This window comes from Mycetohabitans sp. B8 (genome assembly GCF_021991875.1).
Classification (GTDB): domain Bacteria; phylum Pseudomonadota; class Gammaproteobacteria; order Burkholderiales; family Burkholderiaceae; genus Mycetohabitans.
This window is the reverse complement of sequence record NZ_JAHLKR010000019.1, coordinates 312,846-338,674: the sequence shown is the minus strand read 5'-3', so window position 1 is coordinate 338,674 and position 25,829 is coordinate 312,846. Positions and strand designations below refer to the sequence as shown.

Here is a 25,829-nt window from a genome sequence, read left to right as displayed (position 1 = left end):
CGATTTATACCGGCGTGGACAGTGGCAGCGCGTTGGATGGCGACCGTTCTTGCGGTGACGCGGGGTTTTGAGTCGTGTCCAATCTGACCACCGGGCACGCAATAGGCATTGTCGCGTTCGCGAGCCTGTAAATTGACTTGGCTGAAAACGAATTAACTTAGCTGACAACAGCAACAGCAACAGCAACAGCGATGACATTGTCGTGAGTGCGGCGTGCACGCGACGCCGCGCGCCCGCGATTAGAGCTTGACCAAAGCCGGGTCGGCCGTCAGGTAGCCGACCGACGCGCCATAGCCGTCTTTGTCGTTCGCGCGCACGAGGAGCTCCAATGTCGGCTTCACGATGTTGGGAATGCCGATCCAGTTATCCGCGTGTTGGACGTTGCTCGTCACGTACGTTCAACCATTGATTTCGGCGGCCGCATGCACTTCGGTCGATTCGGTGCCTACTGGCGTGGACAGGATGCGCGCAAGCGTCTGGGTGTCAACGTTATAGGTTCACAGGAAGTTGTTCACGTGCATGCCGCTGTCTTCTTCGCCGATGAACAGCGTGCGCAGCTTGTCGGAGAACTTCAGATTGTCCAGATTGACGATCTTGTCGACATGGGCGGTATTGCCCAGCGCGTCCGGGCGCGCCAGGTCTTCGTCGTTCAGCGGCAGCCAGCGCGCTCAGGCCGACCGGCATCCACTCGCTGTCGATCGCGATGTGGTCGGTCGCGCGCTGGCCGTCCTTTAGGTTGAACGCCGGCGATGATATGAAATCAATGTGAAAATCAATTGACAGACTTGACTAATGTATGGGTAACGGCGCGGGTCGCCCGCGCCGTTACGGCTACGCCCGTTCTTGTCGATAGGGGCGGGACACGGCCTTGGCCTGCTCGTCGATCCATGCGTGCATCAGCTTATAGGTGACGGCTAGAATGACCGGTCCGATGAACAGTCCGACGATGCCGAATGCGATCAGTCCACCGAGTACACCGGCCAACACCAATAGCATCGGCAGGTCCACGCCGCGCTGGATCAGCGGCGGACGGATGACATTGTCGAGACTAGAAACGACGAACGCCCAGATGAGCATGGCGACCCCGGCGATAGTCGCATCCTGGTAGAACAGCCAGATTGCCGCGCCGATCAACGGCAGCAGCGGACCGATCTGCGCCAGGCACAGAATCAGGATGATCGCGCATACTATGCCCGCGCCGGGTATCCCGGCGGCGAGCAGTCCAACCCCGGCCAGCGCCGATTGCACGGCCGCGGTCACGACGATACCCAGCGCAACGGCGCGGATGGCCTGGCCGGCCAGGCGCACCGCGGCCGTACCGCGCTCGTCGGCAAGGCGATAGGCAAAGCGCCGCACGGCCCCTGCTGCCGTTTCGCCATGCATGTACAACACCCCGCACAGGATCAGCGTCAACAGCAGATGCACGAGTACGCCACCGACCGCGGTCGCGTGCGACACCATCCATTTCGCGCCGGTGTCCGCGTAAGGGGCGACGAATTCCATCAGGCCGTCGACGCCGGCGTGGGTGAGCCGCTGCCATGCCGAGGCGGTGCGCTCGCCGACCAGCGGCACCTCGTGCAACCAAGCCGGTGGCGGCGCGGGCCGGTAATCCGGCAGCGCACGAGCGTACTGCAGGATTGTATCGGCGTGGGCCGCGATGGCCACCACCGCGCCATACAGTGGCAGCGCGATGACGACCAACAAGGCGGCCAGCATCAACGCAGTAGCCCGGCCGCGTCGTCCGCCGAGCCGCGCCTGCGCGCCGCGCATCAACGGCCACGTGGCCACGACGATCATCGTGGCCCAGATCAGCGCGGGCAGGAACGGACGCATGATATACAGGCTACCCCCGATCAGCAGCGACAAAACAAAAATGATTAATAAAGCCCGCGCGATGTCTGTTTGCGCTTGCGAATGGTTCATACCGTCGATACCTCCAGCGTGATTAACGTGCCGTACTCGGCACGTGTGGGCATAGCAAGGATCGGTCCCGACTCGCGTGCGTTCCGTACGATGGCGAAAAAGCATGAACTTATGGCCGGTGCGGCATCAAGGTCGCGGCAGCCGCGGTTTCAACAGCAGCTCGAGCCGTTCGGCAAAGACTTGAAACTGCCTATACCGGTTGGCGGTGGGGGACGAACAACGTCATCGGCATCGGGGCCGCTCGGTGCTTTGGCAGGAGCGCGACCCGATGGCCGTCGCGCGAGTGCCCGCACCCGAATAGGCGCACAATCCGCCCCAAATCGGCCAGTGTGTCGGCGCCCGGCACGCAGTTGACGCGTTTCTTGACCTAATCCACCGCGCGCTCCGCCGTGCCCAGAAGGCTCCGGGCATGCATATAGGCGGGACACTATCGGACGCACAAATTTCAGCAACGCAAGAATGAGTCGCGCGCCGAGCGTAGCGAGAACGACAACTAGCGCTACGAATAAGGGGACCTGGGCGTCGCCGTTTTCTTCGCCTGCAGCACCGCGCCTTCACATTTGCGCATTACTCGGGCGTATCGGCGGAAAGCTTCCGGGAGCTGCTAGTCCATAGTTCCATGAGGTGTTCCGGTTCGGACGCGTACCAAGCATAGGAACCCCACGCAAGCTCAGAAATACTTTTACGGAAAGGTTGGCCGGATCGATCCAAGTACGCAGTCAAAAACGCGAGATGTCGCTCGTCAAACTCGGCTTCTAGCGCCATCGCGGTTAAGGCGACCTTTCTCTTCCGAGTGATCGGACCATCGGATGCGACCACTTCGGCGAACACCACAAGCATGTCGCTGCCACCGTCGTCGCTGCCTAGGTCAATGAGGGTGATGTCGGGGAGCGCTTTTGATGCGTCTATCTTCAAGCCCAAGGCGGTGGCTAGGCTTTCATCACGGGCGACGACCTTGTTGCCTGGCTTTGACAGCCAAAGTACGGTCGGCTGCTTTAAAAAGCGTGGCGCGAAAACCTCGACATCGCTAGTGGTCTGGTTCAAAGTTGGGCCCGATGTAGCGCGTTGCTACGTTCTTTAGGTTCCGGCGAATCCTACTGTAGTCCCGCCTTCATCTCGGGCGTTATCGCGGCCCCGGGTGACGGGGGAGGCGGGGTGTCTAGTGCGGAACGCGCCCGGTTCCTCGGGTTTTCTCGACCGTATTGCAAAACAAATGACCCCCACCGATCCGTGTCAACGACAGCGCTATAAGGCGGCTTGAAGGGCGAGCCATTCGGCCGCCCAAATTTTTCGAAATTCAAGCTTAGCCTGATCGGGTACGCTTGAGCGTTCCCAGGTGCTTCAGGCCTCTTCAGCAGTGCGCGCTTCGGCGCAACTGGAGTAACGCGCCGTCAACGCGCTGTATATGTTCGCAACGCGGGTATTGACTTCCCACGCCTGGTCGTCGAGAGTGCGAGCCACCGTATAGGCAAAATAATCGCTTGTGGCGTTCAACCTGCTCATAGTGGTCTCTTGCTCGGGCGTGAGTTCTGGAACGAGGAAGGTGGCGCATGTGCGTGTGCTGCCCATGTTGACAGATCCCCGAGTGTTGATCCTTGGCTGATAAGTACAACCTAGCCGCGTTACCCCAATTATTTTTGTCGGCGTGACAACAACTCATCGACAAGCGCCCGAACTCTGGCTCGCTCCTCCTGCGAAAGCTGATGATTTGCACCGCGAGGTAACGGTAAAAGAAAAGGGCTCGCAGCGAAGCCGCAGAGCCCTTATTGAAAAAGCCCAGTAAGTCAAAGACCTACAGGGCTTTTGCATTTGGTGGCGAATCAGGGACTCGAACCCCGGACCTGCGGATTATGATTCCGTCGCTCTAACCGACTGAGCTAATTCGCCGAAAGAATCTCGGATTATGGACATGAGCAGACGCGCTGTCAACTGCTTTCACGTCCCCCTCGGAGCCCGACCGATGCAAAGCGGTTGGAATTGCGTTGCCGCAGCCTGCTTAATACGTCGAGCCCGCTCATGCGCGGCAGTCCGAGATCAAGAATCAGCAGGTCGAACGATTGCATCGACAGCGCAACGTCGGCCTCGACCCCGTCTTGACGTGATCGACCGCATAGCCCGAATGGCGGATGATCGGATCAGGCCATCCGCGAGTATGCTGTCATCTTCAGCAATAAAAATGCGCACGGGCGTGTTTTAGTGCCGGCGACGCAAACCTGTCCCCCTTTTCGGCGTTTCCTTATCTGCATATTGCAACGACACGCAATGTCCAACGCAATACGCACGGACTCTACTCCGAGGGGCGCGGCACGCAGCGGGACCAGGCATGCTAGTTGCAAAAAGGACGCATGTATTTCGCGCTTGCAAACAACACTGTTTTTTTATACAGTATCCGAAGCCGTGCGTTGGCGCGGGCAGCGGTGTTATCCGGGGTTGGCCGGAATGGCTGCGATGCGAGGCATGCCGCCTCGGCAACGGACTGCCGCTCATCATAGCAAAGGACGATTCATGGAAGAAAGCAAGAAAGGCTCAGCTGGACTGACTGCGGAGAAGAGCAAGGCACTGGCTGCCGCGCTGTCGCAGATCGAGAAGCAGTTCGGTAAGGGGTCGATCATGCGACTTGGCCATGGCGAGGCAGTCGAAGACATTCAAGTCGTATCGACTGGCTCGCTCGGCCTAGACATCGCGCTAGGTGTCGGTGGGCTGCCGCGTGGCCGTGTCGTCGAGATTTACGGGCCGGAATCGTCCGGCAAGACGACGCTCACGCTGCAGGTAATCGCCGAGATGCAGAAAATCGGCGGCACCTGCGCGTTCATCGACGCGGAACACGCGCTCGATGTCCAGTACGCGTCCAAGCTGGGCGTCAACGCGTCGGAACTGCTGATTTCTCAGCCTGATACTGGCGAGCAGGCACTGGAAATCGCCGATGCACTCGTGCGCTCGGGGTCGATCGACATGATCGTCATCGACTCGGTGGCCGCGCTCGTGCCGAAGGCCGAAATCGAAGGTGAAATGGGCGATTCACTGCCCGGCCTGCAGGCGCGGCTGATGTCGCAGGCGCTGCGCAAGCTGACCGGCACGATCAAGCGGACCAATTGCCTGGTCATCTTTATTAACCAGATTCGCATGAAGATCGGCGTGATGTTTGGCAACCCGGAAACCACCACCGGTGGCAATGCGTTGAAGTTTTACGCGTCGGTCCGGCTCGATATCCGTCGGATCGGCTCGATCAAGAAGAACGACGAAGTCATCGGTAACGAAACGCGGGTTAAGGTGGTCAAAAACAAAGTGTCGCCACCGTTTCGCGAGGCGATTTTCGACATCTTGTATGGCGAGGGGATTTCGCGACACGGTGAAATCATTGATCTTGGCGTCCAGGCGAAGATCGTCGAGAAGGCGGGTGCCTGGTATAGCTACAAAGGCGAGAAGATCGGCCAGGGCAAGGACAATGCGCGGGAGTTCCTGCGTGAAAATCCAGACCTTGCGCGCGAGATCGAAAATCGCGTCCGCGAGTCGCTCGGTGTTGTGGCGATGCCGGCCGGCGCGGTAGTCGCCGAGGGCGGGCAAGAGTAACGCGAAGTGCGCACGAAGTTCCCGCGCCCCGCGCCAAGCCTGAAGGGGCGCGCATTGGGGTATTTATCGCGCCGAGATTACAGCCGTGCCGAACTGGCCGCGAAGCTTAAGCGCGACGCCCAGGAAGGCGACAGCATCGAGCCGATTCTCGATGCACTGGAGCGGGACGGCTGGTTGTCCGACAGCCGGTTTGCCGAAAGTGTCGTGCATCGCCGTGCGTCCCGCTTCGGCGCGGCCCGGATCGTTGGCGAGTTGAAGCGGCACGCGTTGCATGGCGACCTATTGGACGACATCGGCAATCGATTACGGGAAACCGAATGGGAACGGGCGAAAGCGGTGTGGCAAAAGAAATTTCAAGGTCATGCCGCGCAGACGCCGGCCGAGCGTGCCAAGCAGGCGCGTTTCCTGGCTGCCCGCGGCTTTTCCCACGCGGTCGTTTCGCGACTCGTCAGCGGGATTGACGACGAAGCTGGCGATGAATGACGGTCCGCGCAGACCGTGTTGTGCCACGCGGCGTGCCGTGCTGCGCATATGCGTTCCTGGCGGTGAAGCGCGTTCCGCGGTGGGCGTACGGGCGTCGCTAGGCCACCGGACCGGTATGCTAAAATCGCTGGGTTTTCCATCCGGCCGTCCCCCTTTCTATGCCGCTCCCTCCCTTTGCTCCTCGTCGGGTGCGTCATCGCTGTGCGATTGACGTGCAAACGTTCGAGCGCGAAGACAGCTTGTGGGACATCGAAGCATGCCTGACCGATTGCAACGCGCGTGACACGCAACTCGCAACCGGCGTTAGGCCGACCGGACTACCTATCCACGAACTTCGGCTGCGCGTGACGATTGATCGTCAGATGAATGCCGTCGATGCGCGCTCGTCGTCGGAATGGGTTTCTTATCTGGGGCATTGCGAAGACGCCAATCCAAGCTATTGCGCATTGATTGGGTTGGACTTGCGTCGCGGGCTCCGGCATGCCGCCACTGAGCGTTTTGGTGGGGCCGCGGGCTGCACGCATCTGAACGATCTGCGCGTGGTATCGCCGACCGCAGCTATCCAGAACTGCGTCGGCGAGGTGTCGCAGACAAGCGCGCCGGACACGGGCGTAACTTGCGACGCGATGCCGTTTCAGCTTGATTGCTGTCACACGTTGAAGCTTGACTGCCCCGTAGCCACGCCAATCTATCCGCGCTGGTATGGCCACGTGCCGCGCGAAGTCCGCGCTACCGTGCGCGAAGCTGCGCCAAGCGCCGCACACAGCGATATTCATTCCAACTCTTAGACTGAAGGGAATCACGCATGAAGATTCACGAGTACCAGGGTAAAGAGATCCTGCGGAAATTCGGGGTCACGGTGCCGCGCGGCAAACCCGCGTTTTCGGTAGATGAAGCCGTCAAGGTGGCCGAGGAACTCGGCGGCCCGGTCTGGGTGGTGAAGGCCCAGATCCATGCTGGTGGCCGTGGCAAGGGCGGTGGCGTCAAAGTCGCGAAATCGCTTGATCAGGTGCGCGAGTATTCGAACCAGATCCTCGGCATGCAACTCAAGACGCACCAGACCGGCCCCGAAGGGCAAAAGGTCAACCGGCTGCTGATCGAAGAAGGCGCGGACATCAAGAAGGAACTGTATGTCGGTCTCGTCGTCGACCGCATCTCGCAAAAGGTCGTGCTGATGGCCTCCAGCGAAGGCGGCATGGACATCGAGGAAGTGGCCGCGAAGACGCCCGAGCTGATCCACAAGGTTGCGGTCGATCCAGCCAAGGGTTTGCAAGACGCTGAAGCAGACGAGATTGCCAAGAAAATCGGTGTGCCGGACGCCTCGCTCGCGCAGGCCCGTGCGAACCTGCACGGACTGTACAAGGCGTTTTGGGAAACGGACGCTTCGCTGGCTGAAATCAACCCGTTGATCTTGACCGGCGACGGCAACGTTATCGCCCTGGACGCAAAGTTCAATTTTGATTCGAACGCGCTGTTCCGTCATCCGGAGATCGTTGCATACCGTGACCTCGACGAAGAGGACCCGGCCGAAATTGAGGCGTCGAAGTTCGATCTCGCGTACATCTCCCTGGATGGCAACATCGGCTGTCTGGTCAACGGTGCTGGCCTGGCGATGGCGACGATGGATACGATCAAGTTGTTCGGCGGCGAACCGGCGAACTTCCTCGACGTCGGCGGTGGTGCGACGACCGAGAAGGTGACCGAAGCGTTCAAGCTCATGCTGAAGAACCCGAACCTGAAGGCCATCCTCGTGAACATCTTCGGTGGGATTATGCGTTGCGATGTGATCGCCGAGGGCGTGATCGCGGCATCGAAGGCGGTGCATCTGCAGGTGCCGCTGGTCGTGCGGATGAAGGGTACCAACGAGGACCTCGGCAAGAAGATGCTCGCCGACTCCGGGTTGCCGATTATTTCCGCGGACAGCATGGAAGAAGCCGCGCAGAAGGTTGTCGCCGCAGCCGAAGGCAAGTAAGCCGTCGCGCTCACTTCGAGGATACGCATGGTGTCGTGGCCACCGCGCCTTCGCGAGCCGCGACGCCGAACGAAAGAGGTCATTACATGTCGATTCTGATCAATAAAGATACGAAGGTCATCACGCAGGGTATCACCGGCAAGACCGGCCAGTTCCACACGCGCGCCTGCCGCGAGTACGCGAATGGCCGCGCTGCCTATGTCGCGGGTGTGAATCCGAAGAAGGCCGGTGAGGATTTCGAGGGCATTCCGATTTTCGGTAGCGTCAAGGAAGCCAAGGCGCAGACCGGTGCAACCGTGTCGGTGATCTACGTGCCGCCAGCCGGCGCCGCTGCGGCCATCTGGGAAGCAGTTGAAGCCGATCTGGACCTGGCAATCTGCATCACCGAAGGCATTCCGGTCCGGGACATGATTGAGGTGCGCGATCGGATGCGCCGCGAAAACCGCAAAACGTTGTTGCTCGGGCCAAACTGCCCGGGTGTGATCACGCCCGATGAGTTGAAAATCGGCATCATGCCGGGCCACATCCACAAGAAGGGTCGCATTGGCGTTGTCTCCCGTTCGGGTACGCTGACGTATGAGGCGGTTGCCCAGTTGACCGCCCTTGGCCTGGGGCAATCGTCGGCTGTCGGGATCGGTGGCGACCCGATCAACGGTCTGAAGCACATCGATGTGATGAAGATGTTCAACGACGATCCGGATACAGACGCGGTCATCATGATCGGTGAAATCGGCGGCCCGGACGAGGCGAATGCCTCGTACTGGATCAAGGACAACATGAAGAAGCCGGTCGTGGGCTTCATCGCCGGTGTGACGGCGCCCCCCGGCAAGCGGATGGGTCACGCTGGCGCATTGATCTCGGGCGGTGCCGACACTGCCGAAGCGAAGCTCGAAATCATGGAGTCGTGCGGCATCAAAGTAACAAAGAACCCATCTGAGATGGGGCGCTTGTTGAAGTCGGTGCTGTAAGCGCCGCCGACACGCACGCATCACTTCCGGCACGGCCGGCCACCGCGTCGCGGTGGTCGGCCGTGTCTTTTTCCAGCCGGTGAAGCGCGGAATTCGATATTCTTTCGAAACCCTTTCGTGTTCGACGCTTTCTATAAGCAACGAGTCTGAAAGCCGGTTGGTCTTTTCCGTTCCGCGCCGGCCACCCTGCTCGAACTGCTCACCTCGCTGAACTGGAGCGCCGTGCTCCAGATCGTCATCATTGATATCCTGCTGGGCGGCGTCAATGCCGTCATCATCGCGCTGGCCTGCCGGAACCTTCTGCCTGTGCAGCGGATGCAAGGCGTGCTGTGGGGTACGGTCGGCGCCATCGTGCTGCGCGTCGTGCTGATTGCGTTCGCCGTCCTGTTGCTCGACGTGCCAGTCCTGAAGCTCGTTGGTGGCTTGTTGCTGCTGTGGATCGGCATCCAGTTGATGCAGCCGCATCTGGATGCACATGGCAGCGTCAAGGCTGCAGGCAAGCTGTGGGTGGCCGTGTGCACCATCATCGTCGCCGATTTCGTGATGAGCTTGGACGACGTGATCGCAATAGCCGGCGCGGCCGATGCGACTGCGTCGGCGCATCGGCTGGGGCAGGTTATCTTCGGGTTGCTGTTGAGTATGCTGTGGATCGTATGGGGCAGCACGCTGGCGCTCAAGCTGCTGGATCGTTTTCCGGCGATCGTCACACTCAGTGCCGCGTTGCTTGGTTGGAGTGCCGGTGGCCTGATCATCGGTGATTCTCTCGTTGCGCGATGGCTTGAGGACGGCACGCAAGCGTATCACTATGTCGCCGGCGTCGTCGGTGCATTGATCGTGATCGGGATCGGCAGGTGGCTGAAACGCCTTAGCCGGCATGGCACAGTCGTGCGCGCTCGCTGATACGCGGACACGGGAGGCGGTGGCCAACGCGGCTTGGCATGCCATCACGACGCTGCCGGCGTCGTTCAGGCGCGTAGTCCTCATGGCGATCACGCGACGATGCCGCTCGTTCACGGCATTGCGACGCTCGCAGGTTCGGGACACGGGTATGGGTCCTTCGATGTCGCTATGCTCAGTATGCCGATGGCGGCACTGCGATGTCGCCACCCCCAGCGTGCTAATGCGCTGCGGTACGCGAACTTGGATGCGGCTCATGCACGGCACTCCGGCGGCGCAAAACGGGCCGGCAGCGTTGGCCTTGGATCTGGCACTGGCCCGGGAATCGGAAGCGATGAAGTGGTCTTGCCTGCGGCGAAGCACTCCCAGGTTAGTGTGCCTGCGCCGCTGCGGTTGCTGCTGACGGATACTTGTGCACGAGGTGCGTCCGGATCGTCGGATGTCGACGGCACCAGCACGAGCGTGTTTTCGCCGGATGGTGCGACCAGGGAGGTATAGCTGATCGTGATGGCCCCCGTTTTGTCGTCGATGTCAATCGACTCCACGTTGCGCGTTGCCGATGCTCGTGTATAGCCGCTGCCGAGTTGTTGAGCGCCCGCCACGGCGTTTTCCGCCACGGCTAGCCGCGCCGGCGCGGCCAGCGATAGGCCCTCGCCGACCCGGCTGCGAGTCAGATAGTCACGGTACGCTGGTAGCGCAAATGACGCGACGATGCCAATGATAGCCAGTACGATCATCAGTTCTACCAGCGTGAATGCCGCGCATGATGGTGTCGGTTCCCGTGCCGTGGTGCGGTAAGAATTGTCAGGCTTCTGGCGGCTCGAGGCAGTCATCGGTGCGCTCCTTACAAGGGGCCGCTTCGGGAATCGAACGCGGTCCGAGCAATTTTGCGCAACAGGCTGAGTTAGCTGCAGTCAGCTAAATAGCTAATGCATTGCCACAGCGGTGCAGAATTTTTGTATAGTGCGCCGGTTTCCCCGAGTCTAACCCGCCATGCTCGTATCGTTGCCGCGATTGTTGACGTTTGTCTTTCTTATCCTGGCCTGGATCCTGCCTTACGCGGTCACGTTACATACGTATCCGATCCCGACTTTCTACGCCGAGTACTCGGCGCTCGCGTTGTACCTGCTGGCCGGGGCATCGGTCTTCGCGTGGGTGTTTGCGTCCGGCGAGCGCGCGGCGATCGGTGCGCCGCGGGTGGCGCTCGTGCCGCTGCTGTTCGGTGCGTTGTTGTTCGCGCAGCCGTTCATTATGGATACCGTTCAGCCATCGATGAATCTGCTCGGTGGCGGGTTCCTGCTTGCCGCGTTGATCGCGACGCAGACGGGATACTGGATCAGTCGCCTCGGTTCGATGCAACGCGTGTTCAATGTGATGGCGTACGCGCTGCTGGCAGGTGGCGTATTCGCAGTGTTTTGTCAATTCGTCCAATTATTTCATTTGGAAAACCGCGTGGCGCCCTTCGTGGTCAGCTACAACGTACAGATAGGGCGGCGGCCGTTCGGCAACATGGCGCAGGCGAACCATTTGGCCACGTACATCGCGTTTGCGCTGGCCGCGGCGCTGTATCTGGTTCAGCAGCGACGGTTACGTTACCCGGTATGGATCGTGTTGTCAGTGGTCTATACAGCTGGTCAGGCATTGACGGTCTCGCGCGGCCCCTGGTTGCAGACCGGCGTCATCGTGCTGGCGGGGGCATGGATGGCGTTCGACGCGCATCGCAATCGCGTAAAGTCTTATGGTGGACGCTACAATACTCGGCGTTCGCTGCGCGATTGGGTGACGCCGGTGTTGCTGCTAGTCATTTTCGTCGCCGTCAATATCGCGACGCGCTGGGCTAATGCGTCTTTCGGCCTGAATCTGGGTCAGTCCGCTGCCGAACGGTTCCAGGATGCCAGCCAGATTGCGCCGCGGTTGGCGCTCTGGAAATACGGGCTCGCGATGTTCGAGATGCACCCGTGGTTCGGCGTCGGCTGGGGCGAATTTCCGCGCATTCAATACGAACTCGTCGACAAGCTCGGCAGCGTTGAGATCGCGAACAATTCCCATAACATCGGGATCGACCTGCTGGCCAAGACCGGTGCGCTGGGACTGGCGATCGTCGTGGTGGGACTGCTGCTGTGGTTCGTGCGCGTTCTGCGCGGTGGCGAGCGGATTGAACGGGTATTCGGCGTGGCGCTGCTCGGCATCGTGCTGATGCACGCGCTGGTCGAGTATCCGCAGCAGTACATGTTCTTCCTGCTGCCGACGTGGCTCGTCATTGGACTGCTGGAGACCGCGCCGCTGCGGGCGGCGCCCGCAGCGGCCGCCCGAGCGGTGCAGGGGGCGTTGGTGCTTGCTGGCCTCGTCGCGTTGTACCCAATCCAGCGCGACTATGCGCGCTCGGAAGTGCTCTACTACGGCTCCAATCCCTATGAACAATACCGGGCCGATCCGGCGGTGCTGTTTTCCGCATGGGGCGAATATGGTTTCGCGACATTGTTGCCATTGGATAAGACCGATCTCGACAAGAAGTTGGCGATGCACCGTCAGGCGATGGCTCTGTTGCCTGGAGAAACCGTCGTGCGGCGATATGCGGTGCTGCAGGCGATCGCTGGCGATACCGATGGCGCGCTGCAGACCATGCGCCGGCTAAAGATGTTTGCGGACATGTTGAAGGATTGGCCGATGCAGCTTGCCGCGGTGTATCGGGCGTGTGACGATGCAGGCAGTGTGCTTGCGTCATTCAAGCAGGCGCTTGTCGCCCGCTATGGGATCGTGCCGGCGGCGCAGGAGGCCGACGAAGACAGTGGGGAGTAATCGGCTTTGTTCATCTCGCCCTAACGCGGGATCCGTTGGGTCACATCCGCGGTCTGGCCGAGCCTAATCCGGCCGAGCCTATTCCCCTGCCACCCAATCCCCGGACTTGCCGCCGTGCTTCTCGAGCAGCTTCACATCGGTGATCGTCATGCCTCGATCGGCGGCCTTGCACATGTCGTAGAGGGTCAGCAGGCCGACCTGCACCGCCGTGAGCGCTTCCATTTCGACGCCGGTGCGGGCGATCGTCTCGACGCGGGCGGTGCAGTGCACGGCGGCCGGCGTTTCGTCTAAAGTGAAATCGACGCTCACGCGGGTCAGCGCGAGCGGGTGGCACAGGGGGATCAAGTCTGATGTGCGCTTGGCGCCTTGGATCGCCGCGATACGCGCGACGCCGAGCACGTCGCCCTTGGCGGCGCGCCCCTCGCGGATGAGCGCTAGTGTTTCGGCGCGCATCGCGATCGTGCCACGCGCAATCGCGACACGGCGGGTTGCATCCTTTTCGCCGACGTTGACCATCTGCGCGTGGCCGGATGCATCGAAATGGGTCAGTTCTGACATGATAGTGACGGCACGGGATCGTTGCTGAACAGCGGCGGTGTGCGGCTTGCGGGGGCTCGCCGGTCCACGGTAGGCTGGCCCGGTCCGCGGCGCATCGGCGTGTAATAGTGACTTACCGAGGCCCGCAGGCATCCCGGTATCATAGCAGTGGCACGCGCGGGCGCGCGCACGCACGCACGAGCACTGCGGCGTCTGGGCCTATGTGTGTATTCACGGTGGTGCGGCGGCTGAACGGGTGCTGCCGTTGCCCAGCCGTGTGCCGGGATGTCTTGACCGAGTCATGCAGATCAAACGTTTTATTGCGTTGTCCGTCATCGTTGCGCTGGTTTGGCCGCGGCTGCCAAGCGCCCAGCCGTCCGGCGCGCCCGACACCGTGCGTGCCGGCGTGCGGGTGTCCACTGGCACGCCGACGGATTCGGTGGCTAGCGCGGCGAGCCGTGATATTGGGCAATATGATCCGCGCTATTCCGATTCACTGAGCGATGTATTCGGCGTGTATCGCGGCAATGCGGGCAGCATCGAGCGCCCGGGTACGTCGCGGTTCACAGGTACGTCCCCTGGGCCGCACGTGCACTCGCTGCCCAGCCTCGGCGACGGCTCGGGCGGCTCGTTGTCGCCGCAGGCTGAGCGCAAGCTTGGCGAGCGGGTGATGCGCGAGGTGCGACATGATCCCGACTACCTGGGCGACTGGCTGGTGCGGGATTATTTGAACTCGGTCGCCTTACGGCTCGCGGCCGCGGCCCGCGAGCGCTACATCGGTGGCTACGTGCCGGATTTCGACCTGTTCTCGGTGCGCGACACGCAGATCAACGCGTTCTCGATGCCGGGCGGCTTCATCGGAATGAACACGGGCTTGATCATCGCGACACGCACCGAATCGGAGCTGGCGTCGGTCATTGGCCACGAGATGGGCCACGTGCTGCAACGGCATATCGCGCGGATGATCACGGTCAGCGAGCGCAACAGCTATGCGGCGATCGCCGGCATGCTATTTGGCTTGCTTGCGGGTGCGCTGGCCCATAGCGCGGATCTGGGCTCGGCGGTGGCGATCGGCGGACAGGCGTTCGCCGTCGACAATCAATTGCGGTTTTCGCGCACCGCCGAGCGCGAGGCGGATCGCGTCGGCTTCATGATGCTGGAAGGCGCGGGCTTCGACCCGTATGGAATGCCATCGTTCTTCGAGCGCATGGAGCGTGGTACGGTCGCGGATGTCGGCGTGCCGCCCTACGCGCGAACGCACCCGCTGACTGGGGAGCGGATCGCCGACATGGCGGACCGGGCCCGCCATGCAGCGTATCGCCAGCCGCGGCAGTCGTCGGAGTATGTATTCGTGCAGGCACGCGTGCGGGTGCTGCAGAACAAGTCAGCAAGCGATCTTGCGGATATCGAGCAGCGCCTGCGAACGGAAATCGATGACCAGACCGCTCCGAGTGTAGCGGCGAACTGGTATGGCATCGCGCTGGCGCAAATGCTGCAGGCGCACTATGAGACCGCGCAGACTTCGTTGCGCCGCGCGCGGGCGACATTCGGTGCGTTGCAGTCGGCGCAGCCGGATGACATGTCGTCCACGGTCAGCCTGGATGTGCTGGGCTCAGAAATTGTCCGCCGCGCTGGACGGCTGAACGATGCGCTGCGCGAAGCCCAACTGTCACGGCGCCGCTATCCCGCTTCGCACGCGGCGATCGACGCGTATTTGCAGGCGATGATCGCCGCGCGCCGGTACGCCGACGCGCAGGCGTTGGCACGGGCGCAGGCGGCCGCGGAGCCGCAGCGCAGCGAATGGTGGCGCTATCTGGCGCAAGCCAGTGCCGCGTTGGGTGACACGGTCCAGCAGCGCCGCGCGCAAGCGGAGATGCTGGCGCTTGACGGCGCGTGGCCATCGGCGATCCGCCAACTTAGGCAGGCGCGCGATACACAGGGTGCGTCATACTACGACATGTCGGTGATCGCTGCGCGGCTGCGGGAATTCGACGAGCGCTATCGGGAAGAGCGGGACAACGACAAGCATCGCGGGTAGCGAGTCCGCGGGGGCCGTCATGCCGCACGCTCAGGCCATCGGGTCGGCGGGGCGCGCTGCTGCGACCGCGGCGGGGCTGGGCTCGAAATGAAAGCGCGTCGGCACATCGACGCGCTCGATGGGCTGGATTCGCAACGACACGTGTGGGCGCCAGACGAACGTATGCGGTTGTCCGTCGTCATCAAAATCGATGTGCTCGCACAAGAGCGCCAGGTCATGATCGTGCAACACTGCGACCCGCGCCGGTGCGCCATCATCGACGAACAATACGCCGCCGGCGTCGTCGAGGTAGCACGCGCAAGGCACGAACGGTGCCCCGGTGTGGTCGCGCAGCGTCAGCACGTCGCCGCGTAATGCTTCAGACAAATCTTCATTCTTGGACATCCTGACAACATAGGGCGTGTATGCCAACTCGACGTAGACTCGCTGCGGCCCGTTCTGGAAGTACCACTGGCCGTCTTCGTCGCTTTGGTAGTTGCGATTGATGAAGCCGAGCAGCGCCGGGTGCCGGATCGGTGTGCCCGGCTCGCCGCCTGCCTGCGCCGCTTCATCGCGCATGCGCCAGTTGCCGCGTCTGTCCAGCAGCAGCCAGCCGGTGCAGTGTGGGACGTCGGGCCATTTGGCCAGTGCTTTCTTGACGATGTCATCCATCGCGAGTCACCGAGCGTAGGGTTGAAAATAGCTAAGCACGCGACGTGCCAGCCACTCGATGCGTCCTGGGAACGGCCCCGTCATGAAACCGACATGGCCGCCGTATTCCGGTTGGTCCAGTTCGACGGCCGCCGACACGTCGCGCGCCGCCGGCAGCGCATGCGCGGGCAGGAATGGGTCGTTGCGCGCGTTGAGCAGCAGCGTTGGCACCGTGATCTCGCGCAGCAGCGGCTTGGACGCCGCGCGCTTCCAATAATCATCTACGCCCCGAAAGCCGTGCAGCGGCGCGGTGACGATGTCATCGAACGCCCGGAAGTCGCGCGCTTGCAGCGCGGAGGTGACGTCGAATAGGCCGGGATATTGTTGCGCCTTGATGACGACCTTGCGCTTGAGCGTGCGCAGGAAATTACGCGTGTACAGGCGGTTGAAGCCGCTGGACAGCGCGATGCCGCCTACGTTCGGGTCCAGCGGCGCGCTGATGGCAGCCGTGGCATCAACCAGTCTGCCAGCGTCCTCACGCCGTTCGCCGAGCCAGCGCAGCAGCACGTTGCCGCCCAGCGACACGCCGGCAACGAGCAGCGGGCCCGTATGCGCGTCGCGCAGGCGGCGTAGAATCCAGTCCATTTCGGCGCTGTCGCCCAGATGATAGAAACGCGGTGCTAGATTGATCGGGCCACTGCAGCTGCGGAAATGCGGAACCACGCCGCGCCAGCCCTGCAGCGCGACGGCCGCCATCAACGTGCGCGCGTAATGGCTGCCAGAACTGCCCTCCAGGCCGTGGAACAGCACGACGAGCGGTGCATCTGGCGCCTGCCCGGCGGTATCGAGCCAATCTAACTCGATGAAATCGCCATCGGGTGTGGTCCATCGCTCGCGTCGGTAGGCGACTCGTGGCACGCGCGTGAGCAGCGCCGGCACGATCGTCTGGATATGGGCATTCGGTAGCCAGCGGGGTGGCTGGTAGATCAAATCAATGTGGGCCGCGCCCGACGAACGCTCAGTGTAGCGAACCCTGTCCATGGCGCATCTTCGCGGCGAACTGGCCGGCAGCCTTGTCCGGCATCGGGCTCGCATGGATGTGGGCGATCCGCCATTCGCCGCGCTCATGCACGAGCACATAGGTCGAGAACACCATCGTCGCGGGTTCGGTCTGGTCGGCCGGACGGTGTGCCTCGGCGATCGCGTAGACCACGGTGCTCAGGCTGTCGTGTACGCGGATGTCGACCGGCTCGATCGTCACGCGTGCCGCCTCGAACTGCTTCGCCAGCCCGTCCCGGATTTCGCCAAGGCCATGCATGTGCGTGCCGTTCGCGCAGATGCAGCTGGCGAATTCCTCGTCAATCCACAGGCTCATCGCATGGTCCAAGTTCGCGTCGGCAATAGCTTGGTAGTACGCGTTGAGCGCGTCGGCGGCGGCGTCGAAAAGGCGGGCGAAACGTGGCATGGCGCGTCGATGGGTTCGGTTCTGGCGGGGCGCTCGTTTTGCGCGGCAAGCGCGGCGCGCCCCGGCACAGTTCAGCGGTTGGCGATCAGCATTGCGCGCAGGTCGCCGAATACCTGTTCGGCGGACAGCTCGCGCAGGCAATTCAGGTGACCGAGCGGGCACTCGCGCGCGAAGCACGGGCTGCACTCGAGATGCAGCCATTGTACCTTCGCGAGCTCGGACAGGGGCGGGGTATGTCGCGGGTCGGTCGATCCATAGAGCGCGACAAGCGGTCGGCGCAATGCCGCGGCCACATGCATCAAGCCGGAATCGTTGGTGACCACCGCGCTCGCGCGCGTGATCAGTGCACAGGCTTCGCCAAGCGATGTCTGGCCGCAGAGGTTGCGCACGTTCGGCGCGCGTTCCGCGATGGCCTGAGCAAGCGCGCTGTCCTTGGGCGAGCCCAGTGCGACGATTTGCGTGTACGGAAATGACTGGCCGATCATCCGGGCCAGCGCCGCAAAGTGCTCCGGCGGCCAGCGTTTGGCCGGCCCGTATTCGGCGCCGGGGCAGAACGCGATCAGGGGCACCCGCGTGTCGAGATTGAACCGGTGCGACACGCGCACCGGTTCATTCAAGTCGATCTCCAGCCGAGGCGGTGGCAAGTTGGCTGGCAGCTTGGCGCCCGGCGCGTAGGCGAGCGCCGCGTAATGCGGCACCATCGGTGCTCGCTCGCCCCTCGGCGGATTCGGATGCCGCACGTTCAGCAGCATATAGCGGCTCTCGCCGGTATAGCCGATGCGCAGCGGGATGCTGGCAAGCCACGGAATCAGTGCCGATTTCAGCGAGTTCGGTAACACGTAGGCTGCGTCATAGCCGGCGTCACGCAGGTCGCTGGCCAGTTGCCACCGCTGCCATAGCTGCAGCTTGCCGTGCTCGAGGTCAGTCAAATGGATCTCGCGGATCTCCGGCATCCGCGCGAGCACTGGCGCCACCCACGCGGGCGAGACGGCATCGAGGATGATCCGCGGGTGCAGCCGCTTGATCAGCGCGAACAATGGCTGAGCCATCAACGCGTCGCCAATCCAATTGGGCGCGATTATGAGCGCACGGCGCATCGGGTCAGAAATTCCAGTCAAAAAGCGCTCCGGCCGGCTCTCGCCTGGGTGCCGGAAGCGGGTCGATTGCGGGGGAAGCAACACGGAAGCGCTGCGCACGAAGGCCGTCGCACCGCGGTGCGACAGCTTTCACGACCAGCCTGCGCTGGTGCGTGGCGCTGGGACTCAATGGCCCTTGAGCACCTCGCCGTCGCGCAGCTTGTAGCGCGTGCCGCAGTAAGGGCACCGGGCCTCGCCGTGCGTGACGTCGATGAAAATACGCGGATGCGCGCTCCAGCGGGGCATCGCCGGGTTCGGGCAATAGGCGGGGAGGTCCTTCACGCTGAGTTCGATCAGCGGCATTTCCTTCAGTTCGCTCATAGGGTCGATCTTGGGTTCAAAAGAGGCAGGCTCAGACCTGGGTCAGCCAGTGCGCGTACTGTTTGTTCTTCCCCGACACGATATCGAAGAACGCGCACTGAAGCTTTTCGGTGACCGGTCCGCGGCGGCCGGTGCCAATCGTGCGGTTGTCCAGTTCGCGGATCGGCGTGACTTCGGCTGCGGTTCCGGTGAAGAACGCCTCGTCCGCGGTATACACCTCGTCCCGCGTGATGCGCTTCTCGATGACTTCGATGCCGAAGTCTTTCGCCAGCGTGATGATCGTGTCGCGCGTGATGCCGTCCAGGCACGACGACAGGTCTGGCGTATACAGCTTGCCGTGGTTGACGAGGAAGAAGTTCTCGCCGGAGCCCTCGGATACATAGCCATCCACATCCAGCAGCAGCGCCTCGTCGTAGCCGTCGGCGGCCGCCTCCTGGTTGGCAAGGATCGAATTGACGTACCAACCCGACGCCTTGGCGCGCACCATCGACACGTTGACGTGGTGGCGCGTGAACGACGAAGTCTTCACGCGAATGCCGTTGGACAGCCCTTCGTCGCCGAGGTAGGCGCCCCACGGCCATGCCGCGATCGCGACATGGATCGTGTTGCCTTTTGCCGACACGCCGAGTTTCTCGGAGCCGACCCAAATGATCGGGCGCAGGTAGCACGACTGGAGTTGGTTTTCTCGCACGACGTCGCGCTGCGCGGCGATGAGCGTTTCCTGGTCGAACGGCACATCCATCTGGAAGATCTTTGCCGAGTTGAACAGGCGCCTCGTATGTTCCTTCAACCGGAAGATAGCGGTGCCCTCGCGGGTCTGGTACGCACGCACCCCTTCGAATACGCCCATCCCGTAGTGCAGCGTATGCGTCAGCACATGGATCTTCGCGTCGCGCCAATCGATCAGCTTGCCGTCCATCCAGATTTTGCCATCGCGGTCGGCCATTGACATAGGGATTCTCCTCGCGGTGTCTGTCGTTGGCCGCCCGCACGGAACGTGCAATGACTCAGCCAAAGGACGTTATTTTAGCGTCAATTCGAGCCCCGACGCGCATACGGCGTACACCTTGCAGGGGCCCGCTGGCGTCCAATGCAGCGGCGAGCAGATCGTCCATTCGTGGATGCGTGACCGGGTCAGTCATATAATCCGTGTGCTTACCTAGAGGAAGTCGCCGCTGCAATCGCCGATCGCTAGCCCGCTCCATTCAATTCACCGTTGCTGCCATGTTCCAGCGTTTGTCCGATGTCGACCGCCGCGCCTTTGTCGACGGCGTGCGCACCTATGCGCCGACTTTTGCCGCGATGTTTTCCTGGGGGCTGGTGACCGGCATCGCGATGAGCAAGTCGGTGCTGACCGTGCCGCAGGCGATCGGCATGTCACTGCTCGTGTATGCTGGTTCCTCGCAACTGGCCGTGTTGCCGCTGCTCGCCGCGAAGCTACCGATGTGGACCGTGCTGCTGACCGCGGCGATGGTCAATACGCGGTTTATTGTGTTCAGTGCCGGCCTGGCGCCCCATTTTTCGTACCTGTCGATGCCGCGCCGTTTGCTGTTAGGCTATTTCAACGGGGACGTGATCTACCTGCTGTTCCAGGCGCGCGGTTTCAAGCCCGGGCATGAGCCTGGCAAGGAGGCGTTCTTCTGGGGCATGGCGGCGTCAAGCTGGATCATGTGGCAGGCGTCCTCGATCATCGGCATCTTGCTTGCCAGCTTTTTTCCGCACGACTGGGGCTTGAGCCTGGCGGGCACGCTCGTGTTGATCCCGATCATGGTGTCGGCGATCGTCGGCCGCTCGACGCTGGCGGCCGTGGTCATCGCGGCGATCGTCGCACTCGTCGGCATCGACATGCCATATCGGCTGTCGCTGCCGCTGGCGATCCTGGCCGCGCTGCTCGCGGGACTCGCCAGCGACACCTATGCGCGCAATAGGTCGGCGAAGGCATTGCGGCGCGCTGGACAGGGCAGCGGGGTGTCGCAATGAGCTCGACCGAGATTTGGCTCACGATGATCGGCATGATGATCGTCACCGGTGTGACCCGAGCCGCTTTCCTGGTGGGCGGCGAGCGCACCGTGTTGCCAGAGCGCGTGCTGCGCGCATTGCGTTATGCACCCGCAGCGGCGCTGATCGCGGTGGTCGTGCCGGATGTCGCGATGACGCCGCGAGGGCTATCGTTTGCGCTCGACAACCACGCATTGTATGGCACGGTCGCCGGCACGCTGTGGTTCCTGTGGCGGCGCAGCATGATTGGGACGATCGTCGTCGGAATGGCGGTATTTACCGCGTTGCGATTGGGGTGTTAAGTGTGGTTGCTGCCAGAGGCGTTTGGGGTAGGCGGCATATAAAGTACGCCACTTCGATGCCTGACAAGCGTTTCTGGAGAAAGAGCCCCGGTATAGGCGCGCGCTAATACGTCGCGCCGTCTCGCTGATGCAGGACAAGTTGTAACAAGGACGGGTAAGTAAGAACGGGTAAATGCGAAGTGAAGTCATTTAATGACGTTCGCTATGCAAAATGTTGCATCGCGGTATAGATCGCTGCGCACAAACTAAGCTTTTAAAATGGAGGTGGCTTGCGCTATCATTGGAAAAAATGTATTTTTTAGCCGCCATGTTGAGGCGGTGGAAGTCATTGCAGTGACATAATTAAATTTTATATGGTAATGCTTATGTTACGGGGGCTCGTAGTTAAGTTGGTAAATGTGTTTTTTAGTAGGCGATTCTCTCGGCAAGGTGTCGCTCAAGTAGTGTGATCACGGTGGTTGTGTAGCGCACGGATTGGGTGTGTGGGTAATAAAGTCGTTGTATAGTGGTTTGCCAACCTAGTGAGCGCGAAAATGTAAGTCACTTGCGCCAATTAAACCAGCCCCCCCGCCCCAACGAACCCTACTATATTAGGATAATAGCTCTGAAATACTTAGCGCAAAGATCTACCCTTTCCATTTCATGGCAGGGTGATGCTGCTGGTTATAGGCAGCATGATGGCAAGCCGTCAGGAAACGGCTTGCCTGCGACAGTGCAGTATGTCTGTCCACATTGTGGAGGTGGCTGGCATAGCTCGGCCCCGGTGAGCAGCGTGGACGAGGAAGGAGCCAAATCTCATGCGGCGACGAATTTTCCATTGATTTCACTTGTTGTGCCCTTTTACAATGAAGAATTCATGGTCGAAGCATTCTTTCGCGCCGTCTTGCCAGTGTTACGCAGCATACCTAAAGCGCAATATGAAGTGATTTGTGTCAACGATGGTAGTACCGATTCCACGCAGCAAAAACTTTTAGCGGCACGCGCGAGCGACCCTCACATTTGCATTATTGAATTGTCTCGCAATTTCGGTAAGGAGGCGGCGTTAACAGCCGGTATTCACGAGGCCCGGGGCGCGGCAATCATCCCGTTTGATGCGGATTTGCAAGATCCGCCGGATATCATCCAGCAATTGGTGGCACGGTGGCAGGAGGGTTTCGATATGGTACTGGCCAAACGTGTGAGCCGGCACACAGATACCTATGTCAAGCGAGGAACCGCAGCGCTTTTCTACCGACTGCATAACGCCATCTCTGACACAACAATTCCTGAAAACACGGGTGACTTTAGACTGATGTCCCGCCAAGTAGTGGAGGCGCTGAAGCAGTTGCCCGAAAACCGGCGGTTTATGAAGGGATTGTTTGCATGGGTGGGCTTTCGTACAAGTGTAGTCGAGTACGTGCGCAAACCGAGGGCAGACGGAAAATCGAAGTTTTCTGGTTGGAAGCTTTGGAATTTGGCTCTTGAAGGACTGACCAGCTTTGGAACGTTGCCATTGCGTATGTGGACGTATATCGGTGGCACTGTTGCGGGTTTGGCTCTATTCTATGCTGCGTATTTGATTTTGCGCACGCTATTTCGGGGAGTCGATGTACCAGGCTATGCATCGATCATCACCATGGTCCTTTTTTTGGGCGGCGTCCAATTGATAGGTATTGGTATGATAGGCGAGTACGTGGGGCGCATATATATGGAAGCCAAAAGAAGACCTTCTTATATTGTCAGAAAAATCTACCGTTAAAAGTATATAGTCCGTTGCAACAACAAATTTTTATAAAATTTTATTAATTTAATTTTGTTTTTTGATGCCATTATCCATATGAAAGAAAAGAGCGGCGTAGGACGCGATTTGCGAATGCTTTGGTTATTACCGATACATGCGCTCGTATGGACATTCGCCGCGTGGCTGTCATGGGGCAACCTTGACAGACAGGGCGACATGGTTGAGAACTACGTGTGGGGCATAGAATGGCAAGCCGGCTATTCGAAGCACCCCCCTTTGTTTGCATGGGTTACTGCAGCCTGGTTCCGCGTTTTTCCCCATACTGATATTGCGTATTTCTCACTTTCGGCGCTTAACGCAATGGTGGGGTTGCTCGGTATTGTGGCCCTGGCCAAGTGCTTCTTGCCAACCCGGCTTGCCATCTTAGCAGGCTTGGCGATGGCAGTTTCACCACTGTACTCAAATCTTGCAATCAAATTCAATGCTAATGCAGTTTTACTGTTGCTTTGGCCGTGGACTGCATATTTTTTTGTTTGCTTCATGCAAAATCGTCGCGCGAGCTGCGCGATTGCCCTTGGCGTACTTGCCGGTGCGTCGATGCTGGGCAAGTACTTTTCAGTAGTATTGCTCGTAGCGTTATGCGTGGCCGCATTGATGCATCCGGCTTGGCGTGCCACTTTGTTGAGTCGGCGCTCGTGGCTGGTAGCAGGCGCCGCGGCAGTCGTCCTGCTACCTCATGTTTACTGGCTCGTGTCCAATGATTTTTTAACGCTCCGCTACGCGCAAAACCGTACGGGTGGAACGGTAGGTGATGCCATTGTACGCTTTTGCATCTACACGGCTGCGCAATTGGGCTACCTGTTGCCAAGCTTTTGCTTCGTTGCGCTACTGACCCGGACACATTGGCGGCAAGCGGCTCTCGCGATGGCGCGCAGTTGTGTTGCTCCCCCCGAGCGTTCAGGCCTTTGGTGGCTTGTCGCAGCCCCGCTTATCGTTGTAGGCGTGGCAGCAGTGGCGGCGAAAACGCAGATGGCCTCCGTATGGGGCATGGCTCAGTGGTTCGCTATCGTTCCGTTTTGGCTGGTGGTACTTCGTCGCGGCGGATTCGAGATAACGCCGGCGCGCGCACCGCGGGTGATGTTGGCCTACTGGCTGATTGTATTGTTGATAGCGTCTATTGTCGGATGGTTGGGCGCGAAGCGCAATACAGAAGGAGGTGCCGAGCCGCGAGCCGAACTAGCGGCGGCTGCAAGCAATCTTTGGCGCCAGCGGTTTGGCGGGGACATTCCGATAGTAGGCGGGGCAATCAACGAGGCGCGGTCAATTGCATTTTATAGTCGTGGCTACACGCGTTTTTGGGACTTCCGTCATCCCTACGAGACACCGTGGGTGAGTGTCGCCGACGTGGCGCGTGAGGGTGCTCTGCTTGTCTGCCGGGACAGCGACCTGGACTGCATTGCGGCAGCAAGCTCAATTAGCGCAGCGTCGCCATCATTATGTGAGGTGAAAAAGCAGGCCTGGGGCATGACACTGCCAGCGCGCAAATACCAACTCTTTTTAATGCCACCCCGCTCTTGAAGATCCAGTCAATATTGACACTGTCTTGGTTGAGATGCTTGCAAATACTATGCTGTGCGTAGTGTGTAAGCACGATACACTTTGGGTTGGCCACTGCTGCGGGGCATCACTATGTGATGCGCTAAAATAAAAAATAAATGCAAGTACGGCATCCGAATGGCAAACAGCGGCCGTTCGCGCCGCGGCTTTATCCTTTTCTCAACTCCGTCAAGCCAACCTCATGACTCAAGTTCTGCGTTTGACCGACCTCATCGCGGACGGAAAGCTCCGTGGCCAGCGCGTGTTCATCCGTGCCGACCTGAACGTGCCACAAGACGATGCCGGCAACATCACCGAGGACACTCGCATCCGCGCGTCGATCCCAGCGATCCGCCAGGCGCTCGATGCCGGCGCGGCGGTGATGGTGACATCGCACCTGGGCCGGCCCACCGAAGGGCAGTTCAAGCCGCAAGACTCCCTTGCACCCGTGGCCAAGCGCTTGGGTGAGTGGCTCGGCTGCAACGTGCCGCTGGTGGCCAACTGGGTCGAGCATGGTGTGAGCGTGGCGCCTGGCCATGTCGTGCTGCTCGAGAATTGCCGCGTCAACCCGGGAGAGAAGAAGAACTCGGACGAGCTTGCGCAAAAGATGGCCGCGCTGTGCGATGTCTACGTCAATGATGCGTTTGGCACCGCGCACCGCGCGGAGGCGACCACGCACGGGATCGCGAAGTACGCGAAGATCGCGTGCGCCGGTCCGCTGCTCGCGGCGGAACTCGATGCACTGGGCAAAGCGCTTAGCAACCCGAAACGTCCGCTCGTGGCGATCGTGGCGGGCTCGAAGGTGTCGACGAAGCTGACCATCCTGAAGTCGCTTGCCGAAAAGGTCGACCAGCTGATCGTGGGCGGCGGCATCGCGAACACGTTCATGTTGGCCGCTGGGCTGCCGATCGGCAAATCGCTGGCCGAAGCGGATCTAGTCGGTGAGGGCAAGGCGATCATCGACGCGGCGAACGCGCGCGGGGCATCGGTGCCGATTCCGACCGATGTGGTGACCGCGAAGGCGTTTGCGCCGGATGCCCAGGCACAGACCAAGGCGGCAAGCGAGGTGGCCGATGACGATATGATCCTGGATATCGGTCCACAGACCGCGGCCGCGCTGGCCGTGCAGCTGGAAAAGGCCGGCACAATCGTGTGGAACGGGCCCGTCGGCGTGTTCGAGTTCGACCCATTCGCCAACGGCACGAAGACGCTTGCGCAGGCCATCGCGAAGTCGCCGGCGTTCTCCATCGCCGGCGGCGGCGATACGCTCGCGGCGATTGCGAAGTACGGTATTCATGACAAGGTCAGTTATATCTCGACCGGAGGAGGGGCTTTCCTCGAGTTCCTCGAGGGCAAGACGCTGCCTGCGGTCGAGGTGCTGCAAAGCCGTGCGCAAGCCGGCAACGCCGGCGCATAAACGGTCACGACCGACTTTGCGCAACTTACCGCCGACGTCGTAACATCGCGGCGCGGC

At 60.9% G+C, this 25,829-nt stretch carries 24 protein-coding genes, 1 tRNA gene and 3 pseudogenes; 13 read left to right on the top strand and 15 right to left on the bottom strand.

Translation table 11 applies throughout. The annotated features are described in order from the left end of the window. Window positions 1-239: 239 nt before the first annotated feature. The 7 genes and pseudogenes from KQH60_RS12270 to KQH60_RS12245 all read right to left on the bottom strand — a co-directional run. Window positions 240-744, bottom strand: a pseudogene (locus KQH60_RS12270) (alkaline phosphatase); the annotation flags it as partial. Window positions 745-831: 87 nt separating this feature from the next. Beyond that, on the bottom strand, window positions 832-1,923 hold the full coding sequence (ydiK, locus tag KQH60_RS12265) for an AI-2E family transporter YdiK (RefSeq protein WP_237576694.1): 1,092 nt from the start codon (window positions 1,921-1,923) through the stop codon (window positions 832-834). A 126-nt stretch (window positions 1,924-2,049) separates the two neighbouring features. Continuing rightward, window positions 2,050-2,188: pseudogene (locus KQH60_RS15090) on the bottom strand (LysR family transcriptional regulator); the annotation flags it as partial. Between the two features lie 302 nt (window positions 2,189-2,490). Then, window positions 2,491-2,967, bottom strand: a complete 477-nt coding sequence (locus KQH60_RS12260; protein WP_237576693.1) for a BsuBI/PstI family type II restriction endonuclease — start codon at window positions 2,965-2,967, stop codon at window positions 2,491-2,493. 297 nt (window positions 2,968-3,264) lie between these two features. Next, entirely contained in the window at window positions 3,265-3,426 is a 162-nt protein-coding gene (locus tag KQH60_RS12255) for a hypothetical protein (protein WP_237576692.1), read from the bottom strand. A 307-nt stretch (window positions 3,427-3,733) separates the two neighbouring features. Beyond that, window positions 3,734-3,810, bottom strand: a tRNA-Met gene (locus KQH60_RS12250). Window positions 3,811-3,893: 83 nt separating this feature from the next. Then, window positions 3,894-4,107, bottom strand: a pseudogene (locus KQH60_RS12245) (response regulator); the annotation flags it as partial. A 321-nt stretch (window positions 4,108-4,428) separates the two neighbouring features. Here KQH60_RS12245 and recA point away from each other — a divergent pair. From recA to KQH60_RS12215, 6 genes are all read left to right on the top strand, one after another. Continuing rightward, complete coding sequence (gene recA, locus KQH60_RS12240; protein ID WP_237576691.1) at window positions 4,429-5,493, top strand: recombinase RecA; 1,065 nt, start codon at window positions 4,429-4,431, stop codon at window positions 5,491-5,493. 54 nt (window positions 5,494-5,547) lie between these two features. Then, window positions 5,548-5,976, top strand: coding sequence for a recombination regulator RecX (recX, locus tag KQH60_RS12235; RefSeq protein WP_237576690.1), 429 nt, complete (start codon window positions 5,548-5,550; stop codon window positions 5,974-5,976). Window positions 5,977-6,134: 158 nt separating this feature from the next. Continuing rightward, a complete protein-coding gene (locus KQH60_RS12230) occupies window positions 6,135-6,764 on the top strand; it encodes a DUF2889 domain-containing protein (protein ID WP_237576689.1) in 630 nt (209 codons plus the stop codon). A 17-nt stretch (window positions 6,765-6,781) separates the two neighbouring features. Then, a complete protein-coding gene (gene sucC, locus KQH60_RS12225; RefSeq protein ID WP_237576688.1) occupies window positions 6,782-7,948 on the top strand; it encodes an ADP-forming succinate--CoA ligase subunit beta in 1,167 nt (388 codons plus the stop codon). Between the two features lie 86 nt (window positions 7,949-8,034). Next, entirely contained in the window at window positions 8,035-8,916 is an 882-nt protein-coding gene (gene sucD / locus KQH60_RS12220; RefSeq protein WP_041754466.1) for a succinate--CoA ligase subunit alpha, read from the top strand. A 186-nt stretch (window positions 8,917-9,102) separates the two neighbouring features. Then, window positions 9,103-9,816, top strand: coding sequence for a YjbE family putative metal transport protein (locus KQH60_RS12215; RefSeq protein ID WP_237576786.1), 714 nt, complete (start codon window positions 9,103-9,105; stop codon window positions 9,814-9,816). 251 nt (window positions 9,817-10,067) lie between these two features. Here KQH60_RS12215 and KQH60_RS12210 read toward each other — a convergent pair whose 3' ends face one another. Next, the gene (locus KQH60_RS12210) at window positions 10,068-10,646 is read right to left on the bottom strand and encodes a pilin (protein ID WP_255779122.1); all 579 of its coding nucleotides are present in this window, start codon (window positions 10,644-10,646) and stop codon (window positions 10,068-10,070) included. Window positions 10,647-10,806: 160 nt separating this feature from the next. On the opposite strand from KQH60_RS12210, the gene KQH60_RS12205 reads away from it, so the two are divergent. Continuing rightward, on the top strand, window positions 10,807-12,612 hold the full coding sequence (locus KQH60_RS12205; RefSeq protein ID WP_237576687.1) for a PglL family O-oligosaccharyltransferase: 1,806 nt from the start codon (window positions 10,807-10,809) through the stop codon (window positions 12,610-12,612). A gap of 78 nt (window positions 12,613-12,690) precedes the next feature. Here the strand turns inward: KQH60_RS12205 and moaC are convergent, their stop codons facing one another. Further along, window positions 12,691-13,170, bottom strand: a complete 480-nt coding sequence (moaC, locus tag KQH60_RS12200; RefSeq protein ID WP_237576686.1) for a cyclic pyranopterin monophosphate synthase MoaC — start codon at window positions 13,168-13,170, stop codon at window positions 12,691-12,693. A 280-nt stretch (window positions 13,171-13,450) separates the two neighbouring features. Here moaC and KQH60_RS12195 point away from each other — a divergent pair, with 280 nt between their 5' ends. Further along, window positions 13,451-15,187, top strand: coding sequence for a M48 family metalloprotease (locus KQH60_RS12195; RefSeq protein ID WP_237576685.1), 1,737 nt, complete (start codon window positions 13,451-13,453; stop codon window positions 15,185-15,187). Window positions 15,188-15,217: 30 nt separating this feature from the next. Here KQH60_RS12195 and KQH60_RS12190 read toward each other — a convergent pair whose 3' ends face one another. The 6 genes from KQH60_RS12190 to KQH60_RS12165 form a co-directional block, all read right to left on the bottom strand. Then, window positions 15,218-15,838, bottom strand: coding sequence for a DUF2946 family protein (locus KQH60_RS12190; protein WP_237576684.1), 621 nt, complete (start codon window positions 15,836-15,838; stop codon window positions 15,218-15,220). Window positions 15,839-15,844: 6 nt separating this feature from the next. Further along, entirely contained in the window at window positions 15,845-16,858 is a 1,014-nt protein-coding gene (locus KQH60_RS12185) for a hydrolase (RefSeq protein ID WP_237576683.1), read from the bottom strand. Next, window positions 16,836-17,282, bottom strand: coding sequence for a nuclear transport factor 2 family protein (locus tag KQH60_RS12180; protein WP_237576682.1), 447 nt, complete (start codon window positions 17,280-17,282; stop codon window positions 16,836-16,838). Before KQH60_RS12180 ends, KQH60_RS12185 begins: the two co-directional genes overlap by 23 nt. A 71-nt stretch (window positions 17,283-17,353) precedes the next feature. Next, window positions 17,354-18,379 carry a lipopolysaccharide heptosyltransferase II gene (gene waaF, locus KQH60_RS12175; RefSeq protein WP_237576784.1) on the bottom strand — a complete coding sequence of 342 codons (1,026 nt, stop codon included), beginning with the start codon at window positions 18,377-18,379 and terminating at the stop codon, window positions 17,354-17,356. A 165-nt stretch (window positions 18,380-18,544) separates the two neighbouring features. After that, window positions 18,545-18,739, bottom strand: a complete 195-nt coding sequence (locus KQH60_RS12170) for a zinc-finger domain-containing protein (RefSeq protein WP_237576681.1) — start codon at window positions 18,737-18,739, stop codon at window positions 18,545-18,547. A gap of 31 nt (window positions 18,740-18,770) precedes the next feature. Next, window positions 18,771-19,691, bottom strand: a complete 921-nt coding sequence (locus tag KQH60_RS12165) for a branched-chain amino acid transaminase (RefSeq protein WP_237576680.1) — start codon at window positions 19,689-19,691, stop codon at window positions 18,771-18,773. A gap of 272 nt (window positions 19,692-19,963) precedes the next feature. Between KQH60_RS12165 and KQH60_RS12160 the strand changes: the two genes are divergently transcribed. From KQH60_RS12160 to KQH60_RS12140, 5 genes are all read left to right on the top strand, one after another. Then, window positions 19,964-20,719: an AzlC family ABC transporter permease gene (locus KQH60_RS12160; protein WP_237576679.1), complete on the top strand. Its 756-nt coding sequence runs from the start codon at window positions 19,964-19,966 to the stop codon at window positions 20,717-20,719. After that, window positions 20,716-21,039, top strand: a complete 324-nt coding sequence (locus tag KQH60_RS12155) for an AzlD domain-containing protein (RefSeq protein WP_237576678.1) — start codon at window positions 20,716-20,718, stop codon at window positions 21,037-21,039. The genes KQH60_RS12160 and KQH60_RS12155 overlap by 4 nt, the downstream gene beginning before the upstream one ends. A gap of 772 nt (window positions 21,040-21,811) precedes the next feature. Next, on the top strand, window positions 21,812-22,777 hold the full coding sequence (locus KQH60_RS12150; protein WP_368669350.1) for a glycosyltransferase family 2 protein: 966 nt from the start codon (window positions 21,812-21,814) through the stop codon (window positions 22,775-22,777). Window positions 22,778-22,855: 78 nt separating this feature from the next. After that, window positions 22,856-24,337, top strand: a complete 1,482-nt coding sequence (locus KQH60_RS12145; protein WP_237576677.1) for a glycosyltransferase family 39 protein — start codon at window positions 22,856-22,858, stop codon at window positions 24,335-24,337. A gap of 220 nt (window positions 24,338-24,557) precedes the next feature. After that, window positions 24,558-25,772: a phosphoglycerate kinase gene (locus KQH60_RS12140; protein ID WP_237576676.1), complete on the top strand. Its 1,215-nt coding sequence runs from the start codon at window positions 24,558-24,560 to the stop codon at window positions 25,770-25,772. Window positions 25,773-25,829 lie beyond the last annotated feature (57 nt).

What these genes read in the sequence shown, in the direction of transcription:
- ydiK (WP_237576694.1), bottom strand. Translation starts at nt 1,923, where the DNA reads ATGAACCATTCGCAAGCGCAAACAGACATCGCGCGGGCTTTATTAATC.
- KQH60_RS12255 (WP_237576692.1), bottom strand. Translation starts at nt 3,426, where the DNA reads ATGAGCAGGTTGAACGCCACAAGCGATTATTTTGCCTATACGGTGGCT.
- recA (WP_237576691.1), top strand. Translation starts at nt 4,429, where the DNA reads ATGGAAGAAAGCAAGAAAGGCTCAGCTGGACTGACTGCGGAGAAGAGC.
- KQH60_RS12230 (WP_237576689.1), top strand. Translation starts at nt 6,135, where the DNA reads ATGCCGCTCCCTCCCTTTGCTCCTCGTCGGGTGCGTCATCGCTGTGCG.
- sucC (WP_237576688.1), top strand. Translation starts at nt 6,782, where the DNA reads ATGAAGATTCACGAGTACCAGGGTAAAGAGATCCTGCGGAAATTCGGG.
- sucD (WP_041754466.1), top strand. Translation starts at nt 8,035, where the DNA reads ATGTCGATTCTGATCAATAAAGATACGAAGGTCATCACGCAGGGTATC.
- KQH60_RS12210 (WP_255779122.1), bottom strand. Translation starts at nt 10,646, where the DNA reads ATGACTGCCTCGAGCCGCCAGAAGCCTGACAATTCTTACCGCACCACG.
- KQH60_RS12205 (WP_237576687.1), top strand. Translation starts at nt 10,807, where the DNA reads ATGCTCGTATCGTTGCCGCGATTGTTGACGTTTGTCTTTCTTATCCTG.
- moaC (WP_237576686.1), bottom strand. Translation starts at nt 13,170, where the DNA reads ATGTCAGAACTGACCCATTTCGATGCATCCGGCCACGCGCAGATGGTC.
- KQH60_RS12195 (WP_237576685.1), top strand. Translation starts at nt 13,451, where the DNA reads ATGCAGATCAAACGTTTTATTGCGTTGTCCGTCATCGTTGCGCTGGTT.
- KQH60_RS12190 (WP_237576684.1), bottom strand. Translation starts at nt 15,838, where the DNA reads ATGGATGACATCGTCAAGAAAGCACTGGCCAAATGGCCCGACGTCCCA.
- KQH60_RS12185 (WP_237576683.1), bottom strand. Translation starts at nt 16,858, where the DNA reads ATGGACAGGGTTCGCTACACTGAGCGTTCGTCGGGCGCGGCCCACATT.
- KQH60_RS12180 (WP_237576682.1), bottom strand. Translation starts at nt 17,282, where the DNA reads ATGCCACGTTTCGCCCGCCTTTTCGACGCCGCCGCCGACGCGCTCAAC.
- waaF (WP_237576784.1), bottom strand. Translation starts at nt 18,379, where the DNA reads ATGCGCCGTGCGCTCATAATCGCGCCCAATTGGATTGGCGACGCGTTG.
- KQH60_RS12170 (WP_237576681.1), bottom strand. Translation starts at nt 18,739, where the DNA reads ATGAGCGAACTGAAGGAAATGCCGCTGATCGAACTCAGCGTGAAGGAC.
- KQH60_RS12165 (WP_237576680.1), bottom strand. Translation starts at nt 19,691, where the DNA reads ATGTCAATGGCCGACCGCGATGGCAAAATCTGGATGGACGGCAAGCTG.
- KQH60_RS12160 (WP_237576679.1), top strand. Translation starts at nt 19,964, where the DNA reads ATGTTCCAGCGTTTGTCCGATGTCGACCGCCGCGCCTTTGTCGACGGC.
- KQH60_RS12155 (WP_237576678.1), top strand. Translation starts at nt 20,716, where the DNA reads ATGAGCTCGACCGAGATTTGGCTCACGATGATCGGCATGATGATCGTC.
- KQH60_RS12145 (WP_237576677.1), top strand. Translation starts at nt 22,856, where the DNA reads ATGAAAGAAAAGAGCGGCGTAGGACGCGATTTGCGAATGCTTTGGTTA.
- KQH60_RS12140 (WP_237576676.1), top strand. Translation starts at nt 24,558, where the DNA reads ATGACTCAAGTTCTGCGTTTGACCGACCTCATCGCGGACGGAAAGCTC.